Origin of the sequence: Pseudomonas sp. H1h, assembly GCF_000633255.1 — a bacterium.
Lineage (GTDB): Bacteria > Pseudomonadota > Gammaproteobacteria > Pseudomonadales > Pseudomonadaceae > Aquipseudomonas.
In genome coordinates this window covers 223,148-235,664 of record NZ_AYMJ01000008.1, presented here as the reverse complement: position 1 = coordinate 235,664, position 12,517 = coordinate 223,148, and the positions used below count along the sequence as shown (strand labels likewise).

Annotated in this window: 10 protein-coding genes and 1 pseudogene; 7 read left to right on the top strand and 4 right to left on the bottom strand. The window is 56.0% G+C overall.

Translation table 11 applies throughout. The features are described 5' to 3' along the window. Positions 1-18: 18 nt before the first annotated feature. Positions 19-186, bottom strand: a pseudogene (locus U862_RS30120) (phage holin family protein); the annotation flags it as partial. A gap of 906 nt (positions 187-1,092) precedes the next feature. Between U862_RS30120 and U862_RS0107010 the strand changes: the two are divergent. After that, the gene (locus U862_RS0107010) at positions 1,093-1,392 is read left to right on the top strand and encodes a hypothetical protein (RefSeq protein WP_025109727.1); all 300 of its coding nucleotides are present in this window, start codon (positions 1,093-1,095) and stop codon (positions 1,390-1,392) included. Positions 1,393-1,474: 82 nt separating this feature from the next. Here the strand turns inward: U862_RS0107010 and U862_RS0107005 are convergent, their stop codons facing one another. Further along, the gene (locus tag U862_RS0107005) at positions 1,475-2,353 is read right to left on the bottom strand and encodes a DNA-binding protein (RefSeq protein WP_025109726.1); all 879 of its coding nucleotides are present in this window, start codon (positions 2,351-2,353) and stop codon (positions 1,475-1,477) included. 69 nt (positions 2,354-2,422) lie between these two features. On the opposite strand from U862_RS0107005, the gene U862_RS0107000 reads away from it, so the two are divergent. Continuing rightward, a complete protein-coding gene (locus tag U862_RS0107000) occupies positions 2,423-3,535 on the top strand; it encodes a site-specific integrase (protein ID WP_025109725.1) in 1,113 nt (370 codons plus the stop codon). Between the two features lie 142 nt (positions 3,536-3,677). On the opposite strand, the gene U862_RS0106995 is transcribed toward U862_RS0107000, so the two are convergent. After that, positions 3,678-4,643, bottom strand: a complete 966-nt coding sequence (locus tag U862_RS0106995; RefSeq protein ID WP_025109724.1) for a DNA-binding protein — start codon at positions 4,641-4,643, stop codon at positions 3,678-3,680. Next, positions 4,627-5,607, bottom strand: a complete 981-nt coding sequence (locus U862_RS30765; RefSeq protein ID WP_157836059.1) for a hypothetical protein — start codon at positions 5,605-5,607, stop codon at positions 4,627-4,629. Before U862_RS30765 ends, U862_RS0106995 begins: the two co-directional genes overlap by 17 nt. A 252-nt stretch (positions 5,608-5,859) precedes the next feature. Between U862_RS30765 and U862_RS0106980 the strand changes: the two genes are divergently transcribed. The 5 genes from U862_RS0106980 (at position 5,860) to U862_RS0106965 (ending at position 12,516) form a co-directional block, all read left to right on the top strand. Continuing rightward, on the top strand, positions 5,860-6,528 hold the full coding sequence (locus U862_RS0106980; RefSeq protein ID WP_152974163.1) for a hypothetical protein: 669 nt from the start codon (positions 5,860-5,862) through the stop codon (positions 6,526-6,528). After that, positions 6,521-8,401 (top strand): DDE-type integrase/transposase/recombinase, encoded by a 1,881-nt coding sequence (locus U862_RS0106975; protein ID WP_025109721.1) that lies wholly within the window; start codon positions 6,521-6,523, stop codon positions 8,399-8,401. Before U862_RS0106980 ends, U862_RS0106975 begins: the two co-directional genes overlap by 8 nt. Beyond that, positions 8,398-9,369: a TniB family NTP-binding protein gene (locus U862_RS0106970; RefSeq protein WP_025109720.1), complete on the top strand. Its 972-nt coding sequence runs from the start codon at positions 8,398-8,400 to the stop codon at positions 9,367-9,369. The genes U862_RS0106975 and U862_RS0106970 overlap by 4 nt, the downstream gene beginning before the upstream one ends. Positions 9,370-9,403: 34 nt before the next feature. Further along, entirely contained in the window at positions 9,404-10,699 is a 1,296-nt protein-coding gene (locus U862_RS30760) for a hypothetical protein (RefSeq protein ID WP_157836058.1), read from the top strand. Positions 10,700-11,310: 611 nt separating this feature from the next. Further along, entirely contained in the window at positions 11,311-12,516 is a 1,206-nt protein-coding gene (locus U862_RS0106965) for a hypothetical protein (protein WP_025109719.1), read from the top strand. The last annotated feature ends 1 nt before the right edge of the window (position 12,517 follow it).

Here is a 12,517-nt window from a genome sequence, read left to right as displayed (position 1 = left end):
CCCTACCGCCTGTCCGGCTCATACTTTCGGCTCGACCTCGCTCAGATCCAGCCGCTTGGCCACCCAGCGCTCATACAAGCCGATGGCGACATCGGCGCCGGCCATCGCGGTCAGGCAACCCAGGGCGCCCGCTGTCCAGATCTACAGGCCCGCGCCGAACAACAACATCATCGCTGACACGCCGCAGTAACGCCCAGCCGCCCAGTTAGATCTGGTTTCGATCACCGACTCTCATCGGCCCGTCAACCGAGACGGCCATCACTCGACTCCTCCACTCAGGTGCGAGATGGTCACAGCGAGATCCCGACTGACAGATTCAGATCGAAAAGCTTTGCTCTTCAATGGCCGATTTGGGTCGATTTTGCCGGTACAGACCGGCAGCTGTTGGCCGAAAGCGTTCATCCGCGAGGCTTACTATCGGCTATGAGCGAACAGTAACGATGAATTCCGAAGATCGTTGATAATGGCAAACTTTTGTTGGAGTTCGAATCTCTCCTTCACCGTCAAATTATGAATGCGCAAGCCACTGATTTTACTAGATAATATCTCGGGTTTGTGGTTTTTGGCGTCTGAAAAATGCCCATATGGGACTGATATGGGACTGGAGCCTCTTTTTCTGGCCTAAAGGTGCTAACCGCCTTTCGCTGTTCACTGAGCCTAAAATCAGCGTTGAATTCATTCAGTACACGGAACTGACGACTGCCGTCTGGCAACTGAAAGAGACTCACCCTGTTTTGTCGCCACGCTGATCAAATTTGTGGCCTACCCACTAACCGAAATTTCTGGAATGCCAGCGCAAGGTCAAGGCGCGTGATGTAACCGCTCCGACGAACCTTCATGTGCTGGATTTTAACAACCAGTGTCATGTGAAGCAGACTGGCTCACTACAGGAGCAGGACATGCGGCAAGAGGTTTGCCAGGTGATGGAGGGAGGCTCGGAGGCGTTTGAGCGACGCTACCAGCGTTTAGGAGGGGAGTTCTGATTAGGGTCTCGGGAGCCTACGTAAAGTGTGGACGGCCAGAAAAAATTGACCCGATGGTAGCCTCGCGAAATTCGTTTTGCACACGCATTGCAATATCCAGGATCCATTTATGCATAGTGACCAGACTAGGCTAATCGCCCTCGCCTTCCTTGAGATCAGGGCATTACTTGCTGATTATCTGGGCAGCGATGTCGATGCTTCAATGAGCGTCCGTGTCGCGGCGCATATGGCCTACGCACTCCACAATGAAGCGGAGGCTGCATACAGCAACGCTGACTTTCAGCTCGACCAAGCAACCCGAAAAATAGCCGCGATCGATCAGATTCTTGGTGTAACAAATGGCGACGCTCTGTTACGTAGATTTGAAATCGAGGCCAAAGTCATTCTGGATAGCGCTCAACCTGGATGACCGATTCTGGCCGATTACAGTCCTTGGTAGGGAACGCACGACCTGTTGAGGTTTTTGCGCAATTCGCCCCCGGAAGCCGAATTTACCCTCCGGGGGCAGACGTTGATGCAGCGGGTTTTCGGGCTCCAGGTTTACGTTTGGTCGCGTAAGCCTGGCGTGCTTTGGTTAGTTGCTGCTCCAGCGTATCGGCACGAGCATGCTGCGCAGCGGCGCGTTGCTGGGATTGACTGAGCTCGGTCTGAATCGACTCCAGCCGCCGTTGCAGCTGCTCGACTTGCCGCCCAGCATCCTTGAGTTGGACGGTCATGGCCTTGCTCTGCTCCCGCGCGTGGTCGACCTCGCGATGTGCACGATCTTCGACGCCGCGCACATAGGTCTCTTGCGCGACACGCACCTGCTCGGCCTTGAGTCGCAACGCCTGCAGCTCCTGCTGCAATTGCTGGTTATGCTGCTGGGCCTCGCGGCGCTCGTGCGCCAGGCTCTCCCGTTGCTGGTGCAGGTCATCGATCTGGGTCTGACGTTGGGACAGCAGCAGTTCCAGGTCCGCCAAACGCAACTCCGCCGCCTGGCGCCCCGCCACGGCGTCCGTCGTCTGCTGGCGGAACTGCGCCGCATCCTGGCGCGCCCGATTCTCCTCAGCCGCTACGCGTTCACGCTCGGCATCCAGCACCTGGCGCTGCTCGGCCAAGCTCTGCTCGACGACACCCTGCGCCAAGTGAATCGCTTGTTGCCATACAGCGACAAAGGCCTGCGACACCTCACCCGGCAGCGTCGGCAGGCGGGTCTCGCCATTCAACCGCTCGGCCAAAAGTGCCCACCATTGATCCAGCAGCCCACCCACGCGCGCCGGGCTGCCGCGTCCCAGTTCCAGGCGTACGCGTTCCACCGTCGGCCGTTCACCCCGGGCCAGCACCGCGTCTGCGGCGGCAAATACCTCGTGTTCCGGTACCCCTACTGCCATGACTCACCTCGGCGTATATTAGGTCTGATAATTAAATGTTATCCGACCTAAGGCACATAGGAAAATACGGTGGACGTATTAAATAAAACGGCTCAGCCGATTTCAGCCAAAAAAACGCGTTTAGACCCCACGGTGCTGGCGCATAGCACCCAGGCCGCCGCGGAGGCTTTTATTGCCGCCGGTACCGCCGAGAACACGCTGCGCAGTTACCGCAGCGCCTTGAATTATTGGCAAGCCTGGCTGCAGCTTCGCTACGACAGGGTGTTCGGCGATGACGCCATCCCCGTGCCGGTCGTTGTGCAGTTCATCGTTGACCATCTGGCGCGCCCCGCCGCTGACGGGACCTGGCACCATCTGCTGCCCATCGAGTCCGACCTGGCCCTGTGCAAGGCTGGGGTTAAAGGCAAACCCGGACCACTGGCCTTCAGCACCGTCAGCCATCGCTTAGCCGTCCTGGGCAAGTGGCACAAACTCAAGCAATGGGACAACCCCTGCGCCGCACCCGCGGTCGCCGCGTTGCTCAGGGAGGCAGGCAAGGCTCAGGTTCGTCAAGGCATTCGCGTCCGTAAGAAAACCGCCCTTACTCGCGAACCCCTGCAGGCGCTGCTGGCGACTTGCAGCGATGGGCTACGCGGCCTTCGTGACAAAGCCCTGCTGTTACTTGCATGGAGTGGCGGCGGGCGTCGAAGGTCTGAAGTGGTGACCTTAAGAATAGAAGACTTGCGCCGCCTGGATGAAGAAACCTGGCTGTATGCGCTCGGCGCGACCAAAACCGAGACCAGCGGTCAGGTCCGCGAAAAACCGTTGCGTGGCGCCGCGGCACGTGCCCTGGATACCTGGCTCAAGGCTGCGCCCTGCTCTACCGGGCCGATTTTCCGCCGGATACGCAAGTATGGCCAGATAACCGAGACCGCCCTGTCGGGGGATGCGGTGGCCCGGATGATCAAGCGCCGGGCGAAGCTGGCCGGTCTAGAGGGCGATTGGGCGGCGCACAGCTTGCGCTCTGGTTTCGTCACCGAAGCCGGTCGCCAAGGTGTCCCGTTAGGTGAAGTGATGGCAATGACCGAACACCGCAGCGTTAACACCGTCATGGGCTATTTCCAGGCCGGCGCCTTGCTGTCCAGCCGAGCCACCCGACTGCTGGAGGACGACGATCAGGAGGTGTCCCCCGGCCCCGAGTAACCCGACATCCTTTGCCTACAGGCGAAGGCGGCAACCGGACAAACCACGTTTTCAAGCGTGCAGTGCAAGACCGAGCCACCAGCAACCCCACGCATCCGTGTTGTTAGCACGTCCGCCGGCTACGGCACGGAAATCAGACGCGTCAATCCTTGAGTGTTTGCCTGGCCTGCAGGTACAGCGGCATGAGTTGAAAAAAAAGCTCATCAACTGCGGCGCTGTAGCCAACGGCCTGCAGGCGGAGTTCGTCGAGAAGTTGCTTGAGCACCTGCGCCTGAGCAAAGCTTCGGGCTCGCTGATAGTCATCTGGCTCGAGCGCCTGGACAGGCGCCACGCTTAACTGGCGGCGCAACTCATCCAGCCACGGCGTCAGCCTGTGCTGGGCCGCTTCCAACAGCGGCGCAAAGTCACGCCACAGATTACAATCGGCGTCCTTTGTCGCGGATGCGGATGCGGATGCGGATGCGGATGCGGATGCGGATATTGCGGAGGGATCGGCACCATAGGTGAAAAGACGACACAGTTCCTGCGTCATCGCATCAAACTCCAGCGCCTGCTTATGGGCATGCCGGCGGCGCTGCGCATCGATTACTTCGTAAAGACCTAAATGCCGCTGCATCTTGTTGAGTTCTTGCTCCGCAAACCGCACGGCAACCTTCGCTTCCTTGATGATTGTGCGTGACTGTCGAAGCTGCTCGCGCAGCCGCTCGTTGCGGTCCAGTAAGCGTTGGCGCTGATTGGTGAATACTCGCCGTTCCTTGGCCAGTAACCCCTCAAGCTGTTGACGCCGCTTCGCGAAGGATTTCTCCATGTTGTGGGCCTTCTCGACCCCGACTTGTCGCTGTGCCGAAAAAGCCTGCTCAGCCTCCTGGCGCCCCTGCGCTGTCGCTTGCTCCCACAACATGCTTAAGGCATGGTTGATCGGGGCGGGCAGCGTATTCCTCTGGAGGCGATCGAGCAGACAGATCCACCATCGATCGAGGAGCGCTCCAATACGCTGTGGGTCCCCGCACCCCAAGTGTGCGCGCACGCGCTCGGCAGTGGCACTGCGGCCGCTGGCCAGAACCGCATCGGCCGCGGCATAGATGTCCTCATCACTTGGCTGGATCATTGCCGAACCTGCCTGAGCGGACTGAGCTGAATCCGCCCCACGATAGGTTCCACCCGTAAGGCAGCGTATTGCCTCGCGCGGGATCGCACCAGCTCAAGGCCTCCGGCGAAACCTCCGTGAAGCTGACACGATCACGTTGGGCTTGGCGAAACCTGTGACGTGTGTGGCTGATGAGATCACGTCGGGTGAGTTCGACCGCTGCACTACTGAGCAATCGGGCCAACATGGGTCGGTCCCACAATAGATGCCAAAACAGCAAACGCTCCCTGAAGGCCCATCCAACCATCCATCCCCTGGCTTGTAAACGCGCCCTGAGCCTTTTCAAATGGTACAGCTTGCGCTGGAAGCCTTCCGGAGAATTTGGCCAGGCACTCAGGGGGCCAAACTTATCCAGACGGTTCGCCGCCTCCAGGATCCGGTAGAGGCCCAGTGGATCGGCCTGCCCAGGCAGATCAAGACATACACAGAGTACGTAATGAGTGAATACGGCACGCAACCACGACTGGGCACGGGCGTCACATGGACGCTCGCTGCCCATCAATGCAAGCAGTCCTGCCAGCCTTCGCCAATCCGGTATCCCGCAAAGGCGCATCAAGCGCGCAGCGGAAAAGTAGCGAAACGGACATTGGTTGAGACGCAGTTGTGCAGCCCAACAACCAGTGTCTTCGTGCGGATGAACCAGGCGCTGCAATAATGGCCAGAGTGGATCGTCCAGCACGCTCTGCAGGCAGGGAAAATCCTCAATCAGCGCCGTGCGCAACGCTTGCCTTGGAAAACTGCCCGTGAGGTAGTCGGGCCACTTGTGATTCAACGTCTCAGGCATCGCACGCCCTCTTCGCTTCGCCCACCACGCGTCTCCCCAGCGAGAAAGTCCGGGCCCGGTGGCCGCGCAGCCGGCGGCAACAGTCAACGCGTGGCCAAAGAAACTGGCCCGCAGTCGACGAACAGGTTTGATATACGACATCGCACAAGCGCCTCTGAATGTGCCATCACTGCGTATCTCATGATGGACCTATCCGAGGAAGTTCGCCGAAAGTTGGGTGGTCGTCTTTATCTACGTGGTGAATGCACAAACCTCTGTAAGGCTGAAACGTACGCAATAGAGCGGCAAGGGATGTGCTCAGGTTAATAAAGTCGGCTGGCGTCGTAGAACGAACCGTCAAATAATATCAACAGTGCCATCCATCCAGACATTTGCTTCTTCAGGAGGCTGAAAATGTTTGCCAGCATCTGCACCATGCCCTGTGACCCCCTCCCTGCTATTGTTTGGCCAAACCCCGGCCACCGAAACTTCTCCACGACCTTTCCTTCTCAAAAAAACCGACGGTCGCTTCGCTGTGGGACGCGTTTGCAGGCTGACTTTTGCGTATGGCTGGAACAGGACGTGCACGTGCGACGATATTGGGCGCAGCCCCACGTGTTCAAGTGGACGGAAGGTACGAGCAAATTTCGCTATGCCCCGCATTTCCTGGTGGAGAATGATGATGGCGGTGGGTGCTATTGCACAGTACAAACAAGCCTTACAGGCATGACCGCGCAGCAAGGCGCCACCCGGTCCGCCTTTGACGCATTGTGCCGGGAGCGGGGCTGGCAATTTTCCCGTATAGCTGAAACCACCGTGCACACGCCGAGCTTTGCCACGCTGCAGAAACTGTACCTGCGCAGTCAGGACACCACCCCTGATGAATACGCGGCTTGTCTGAGGCACTTGACCGGGTTGGTTTGGCCGGCGACTGTCAGGGAGCTATTGCACGCCCTTCCGTCGCCCTGCCTCGCCGCGCTCTGCGGTTGCCTATTTTCAGGGCAACTTGTGGCTGACCTGAGCCAGGCCCTAGACCTGGATATGCTTATCCAGGGCCCATGCACGGTTGAAGACCGTGGCTAATGAACGACCGCTGCCGGTAACGGGGGCTCAGTACCTGATCGACGGCCTCGTCTATGAAGTCATAGAGATCGATGACGAACTGGTCACGCTGTCGACGCTTACCCACCTGCGCGTTATAGGCATCGCCCTCGGTTCGTTCCTGAGCGATCTCAAGCGTCGCAACATCACCTTGTTTGCCGACAAGCCTGGGCATGGTTCCAACGCCATCGCTTTTGCCTTTCCTGATGATCCGAAAGTGATCGAGGCGAAACGCAAGTTTCGCTACATCCGCACCACACTGAGCGAACTGCACAACCAGCTGCCCGAGAAGCCCACTAAGGCCATCATCCAACGGATAGCGAGCGAAACCCAGGACAGTCATGCTCCGGGCTACTCGACGCTTTGCCGCTGGGTTGCGCGGTACCGAGCTCACGGCAACGATGAGTTTTCTTTGTACAAACTGCCGAGCCCGATGCCCCGCGGACGCAAACTCGCCGCGGAGATTCAGATCAAGCTCAAGGCACTCATTGACGACGAATACATGGCGCGCGACGAGCGCATTACCGTACAACGTGTCTTTCAATTGCTGGACGGCCACGTGTTATTGCTCAATCGACAACGTGCCGTGTCCCTGCAGCCGCTATTACGCCGACCCTGCCGCTCAACGGTGGTACGCGCCATCGCCAAACGCACCGGCTACCACTCGGATCGTGCGCACCTTGGGGCCGAAGCCGCCTACAAAAGGCACCAGTTTAGCTGTGAGCAGAGTCGGCCCAGTGCACCGCTGGATGTCTGTGAGATTGACACTTACCCTGTGGATCTGATGATCGTTGATGACCAGCACAACGTCCTGGGCCCGATTGCCTACCTCACCGCCATCATCGACTTGCACTCGGAAATGGTCATTGGCTGGGAACTTTCGCTGACGTACCCCTGTGCGGAAAAGACATTAAGAGCGCTTCGCATGGCGTTTGAAGCCGTTCCCGGAGAGGAATACCAGCGCGGAGCAATGATACACCTGGTCAGCGACGGGGGGCCTGAGAATACCAACAGCATGGTACACACTGTTCTTGATCGCCTGGACATCAAGTGGACGTTGCCACCGCCCGGAAGCCCCAATACCCGCCCGCGCATTGAGCGTTTGTTCAGGACATTCGCGTCGTGGGTACATGAGCAGTACGGCACAACTTTCTCAAATCCGCAGGCGTGTCGGGATTACGATGCGGCGCGCCACGCCTGTTACACCATAGAAAATCTGGTGGATTATTTTCGCGAATGGCTGGAGGACATCTACCACAATACCAAGCATGAGACGCTGAATATGCCGCCTCGGGTGGCCTGGGAGCGCGCGATGCACAACCAGTTGCCACCGAGAAAATTTTCCTCTGAGGCGCTGGACCAGCTGTATCGCGGAATCGCATATTCCGCACTCAGTGGCAATCGCGCCGCTTTCTTCAACCTGATGTGGACCGGCCCCGGTCTGGGAGCAGTGAAGGCCAAACTTCACAAGAATCAAAAAGCGATTTGTTACTACGATCCGACTGACCTCGGAGTGATTTGGGTCGCGGCCCCCGACACACCACGCGACATGGTGCCCGCCAGTGGAACAAAGAGAGCCTACCAGGAAGGGCTGACCCTCTCTGACCATCGTCTAGTCCAAGCCAAGCTTTCGGCTGACGGCAAGCAGTTCGATGACAGTGATGCGCACCTCGCGTTGCGGCATTTGCGTCAACGCATGAGCGAGGATCACGATAGATTCATGGCAAGCAAGCGTAAGAATGCCCACAAAACTCATGAAAGGACTGAAGTATCCTACCCCGACATGGCAGCCGCGAATGCTGAAGAACCTTGGGCGGAGGACATTACAAGCCCGTGGCGGGTGGATGGCATATGACCACCAATTCGCAACGCCAAGCCAAGGTGCTCGAGGCGCTCAAGCAATGTGTGGTATGGCACCCCAGCTTTGCTCATGCCCATCAACTTGCCCGAAAAAGCATGACCACGACCAGAGATCGCCACGCGGCTGCGTCAATGATGTTGATCGGCGACACGGGGGTTGGCAAATCCACCTTATGCGAGGGCATCGAACGGGAGCTCAATATTGATACAGAATACGATACTGACTGCAGCCACAGCTGCATAAAACACTGCCTGCTTGTCGAAGTGCCTCCCCAAGCCACCATCAAAACCTTGTCGATAGAGCTCCTGACGAAACTGGGTCTTGAGAACCGTGGCCGCCTTGAACAAATGGGCAGTGCGTCTCTGAATCGGCTCATCCTGCAACGTCTGATCACCATGCAGACACGGCTGATTATTCTGGACGAATTTCATCGAATCCTTGATCAGGGCGCGGCCGCAACAAAAAAAATGGTATGCCGATGGGTGAATCAGATCCTCAACCAAGCAACCATCCCTATCGTGCTCGCAGGACTGCCAACAATTGAAACGCTGATCGACACTATCGCAGAACTGAGCGATCGATATCCCTATCGCGCCCACCTCAGGTATTTCAACTTCACCGATAAGGCGGCGACTGCGCAATTTCGGAAAGTCATTGAATTGATCGAGCTCAAAGTCATTCAACCTGCGGGCTTTGCTGAACGAGTTCTCCTTACCGAAGATCTGCTGTTCGCGGGACTCTGCTTAGCCACCAACGGCAGCTTGCGCCATCTAAACATCCTGCTGAATGACAGCCTGACTCACGCCTTGGCGCGCGAGGGCGACACGCTCACCCTTGAGGACTTCGCCTGCGCCGCGGACGATCTCGATTTCTGTCGACCCCACAACCCGTTCCGTCTCTCTAGTCGAGAATTGCATGCAGCGCTGAGAAAGAGATATGCGAGAACTTTGTTATCTTCCTAAACCGACCGAGTTTGAGGGGCCCAAAAGTTTGTTGATGCGTATGGCGCATTACAATGGGTTCGGCACGGTGAGAAACATGTTCGGGTATTTTGCTATCAGCCCGAGTCGATGGATTGACACGCTCGGTCAGCACTCCCCTGTGCTGAAACTCGTCTCTAAACAAGCGCCATCCCTGGCCGACGACTTGCGCAAGGCTTTTTACAGCGTAGCGAAAGACAGTGCGAATTTTATCAAGGCGAACAATGTCTACCTGCTTCGCAAAGCTTGCCCAGATAATTATTTGTATTGCCCCGTATGTATTGAATCTTCAAAGTCGCTTGTATTTCACGATGTCGCTGACATAGGAGTGTGCCCGGTTCACGGCTCGAAGCTTGTCATCCGGTGCCCTAAATGCATGCGTACAGAGAGCTGGCACAGTGCCAAACTGTTCCACTGCGTATGTGGATTCGAGCGGAGAACAGCCGACCAAGCCCAATCCAATTTTGTGCCCTGCTTGCTCGATCCGTTCCAGTCACCGGAAGTAGTAGAAGAGATACGGAACAAGTACACCATTGCCAAGGTCTGCGCGTCTCTCTGGGGTGCTCGGCAGCATGATGATAATCATAACTGCTGTGATTTGCCTTTGAAGGTTATCAATCACATCGATAGGACCGTCGCCGCGCAGGTGAACAAATATCCGGGATTTATTAAGTCATTACATAGGGCTCCCTGGGACAATTATGGCGACTTCACCGTCGCCTGGCTTGCGGATCGTGCATTAAACCGTCTGCGCACCGACAGCAAGCCATGCTTGGACGACTGTTGCCGATTCGCAACAATCGATCGCAATAATGCAAGGACGGCAATATTTGACGACATGAAGCTGGTAATTAAAGCTCATAACTTTGCAGTTCGAGGCTGGATGGAGCAGCAGACCCCTTCTCACTTTACTCGTCCGCCACGATGCGAAATCATACGTAAGATGAATGCCGAAAATTCATCCGGCGCTGAACGCTCCGCTAGCACGGATGGACTTACCAAGGACGAAGCAGCTGCTTTCCTAAAGTGTCCACTGTCCTCAGTTAATAGTTTACTTAGTCAAGGGTGGTTAAAAAACCTTGATCCAACTCGTGCCTTTCAACTACAGCTTCCTGACGTCATAGATCGGTCCTCAACCGAAAAGTTCGCTGATCGATACGTTCTACTACATGAGCTAAGCAAAATATTTAAATTGCCCACTGGTTTAATAACCTGTCTTTTGAGTGCGCATTGTATACAGAAAAACACTTTCCCCGCAGGACCTGAATTTTATGATCGCGCCTCCGCGTCTGAATTTTTCAGTCGACCTTAGATTCAGTATATGACTTCTTGATATAAAACGGCGAAACAAGAACTGCTTTGGCAGGCTGTGAGAATCGCACGTGCAGTTTAATTAACAATACAAAACATCATATTTCAGGTCCGAAAAGAGAGATGTTTCTCCGCCAATATTCATCCTAACTTTTAAGCAAAAGCCACGTTGCAATTATCGTAACTTCACGTGCCGATGGACTTGCCTGACGCCGAAATTGCAGTTTCCGCTCGACATCCGCCAACGCCTGATTCAGCAGTGATCTCATAGAGGCCAGAGTCTTTACCACGAGCAGTGGGTACGGCCGCGGCGAGGAACCGCATTGGTCCTACAACAGCACGGGCGTTTCCTCACCTACAGCTACACCCTGACCAACGCCCGCACGATCATCCCGAAATCTCTGCTCGACTGCGCCAAGTGCCTACAAAACGATAGGTATATGTGTTTGTGGTGACCGAACCGATAAGAGTGTTTAAACCCTGAATCACTCTGATCCGTTCATCCTGCCTTTTTCAAAAAATATCGACCTTGGCTACCAAAACGCTGAGGTTCGACTATAGCTTCACCCATAGCCTGTGCTTTAAACACCCTCGACTCAAGGAAGTGACAACATGCCGATTGTTTTTGTCCACGGGGTCAATAATCGAAAGGAGGACGTGGACTACGAACCGTCCCGTGCTCGAATCGAGCAATCCCTGCGCAGCATCCTGGCACCTGACTTGGGTATTGATACGAAGGTACTGAGCGTTTCCTTCCCTTACTGGGGTGGTGACGGCGTGAAGTTCCGTTGGAATCAGGCATCGCTTCCGTCGAGCAAAACCATCGTCAAGGCGCTGAGCCTCAAACTCACCGGTTTACAGGCTGCTGAATACGAACTGTGGATACAGGAAGTACAGACACAAAACGGCGGAAAGCCCGTGGTACTGGGCGATATCAGCCGGCAAGACAAGGGTTTTGCAAAAGCGGTGGACCTAGTGTGGGATGCGGCTTCAATCGTCGCCCAAACCAAAGAAGAGTATCGGGAAGTACTCAAGCGTTATGAGGCGTCGCGCAAATATGCAGCAAATATCCCGGCTTGGGCAATCCAGCAGCCGCCACTGACCAATCGACAGTTCATCGACAAGCTCAATCAGGAAATTGCCCCACTGCTAAGCGCGCAGGGTGCGTTGGCGGTTCAGACAATGGGGTTCAAAGACTGGTGGGCTTCACTGGGCGAAGCTGTCAATCGGCTGGGCTCGGCACCCAACGACGCGGTCACTGCCCTGGCCCTGGCCCGGGCTCGCGAATCGTTACATACCAAGGCGACTCGGTTTCTGGGCGATATCTTCGTCTACCTCAACTCACATCAAGGAGCCAATGCACCGGGCGCCATTGTCAACGTGGTCATGGACGCTTTGCGGAAAGCCGATGAAGATCGCAAGCCGGGCGATGACAAACTGATCATTATTGGCCACAGCCTAGGCGGCGTCATTCTTTACGACATTCTCACGTACTTTGATACGAACATCAAAGTCGATCTCTTTGCCACGATTGGCTCGCAGATTGCTGTGTTTGAAGAAATGACGCTCTACCGCGCAAGCCAGCAAGGCGTGCCTGCCAACCCTCCTAAGGACCTTTTGAACACGCCAGCAAATGTCGAAAAGTGGGTCAACATCTTCGACACGAACGACATCTTTTCCTTCCGGGCAGAAGGAGTTTTCAATGGCGTGAAGGATTACAAGTTCGATACCGGTTACGGGCTCCTGGAAGCACATGGTGGTTATTTCGCCAGGCCCAGTTTCTATAAACGACTTGCCGTATGCCTGAAGGGCAAATGAC

Excerpts from the sequence above, each read along its gene's own strand:
- U862_RS0107010 (WP_025109727.1), top strand. The coding sequence starts at position 1,093 with ATGCATAGTGACCAGACTAGGCTAATCGCCCTCGCCTTCCTTGAGATC.
- U862_RS0107005 (WP_025109726.1), bottom strand. The coding sequence starts at position 2,353 with ATGGCAGTAGGGGTACCGGAACACGAGGTATTTGCCGCCGCAGACGCG.
- U862_RS0106995 (WP_025109724.1), bottom strand. The coding sequence starts at position 4,643 with ATGATCCAGCCAAGTGATGAGGACATCTATGCCGCGGCCGATGCGGTT.
- U862_RS30765 (WP_157836059.1), bottom strand. The coding sequence starts at position 5,607 with ATGTCGTATATCAAACCTGTTCGTCGACTGCGGGCCAGTTTCTTTGGC.
- U862_RS0106980 (WP_152974163.1), top strand. The coding sequence starts at position 5,860 with ATGTTTGCCAGCATCTGCACCATGCCCTGTGACCCCCTCCCTGCTATT.
- U862_RS0106970 (WP_025109720.1), top strand. The coding sequence starts at position 8,398 with ATGACCACCAATTCGCAACGCCAAGCCAAGGTGCTCGAGGCGCTCAAG.
- U862_RS30760 (WP_157836058.1), top strand. The coding sequence starts at position 9,404 with ATGCGTATGGCGCATTACAATGGGTTCGGCACGGTGAGAAACATGTTC.
- U862_RS0106965 (WP_025109719.1), top strand. The coding sequence starts at position 11,311 with ATGCCGATTGTTTTTGTCCACGGGGTCAATAATCGAAAGGAGGACGTG.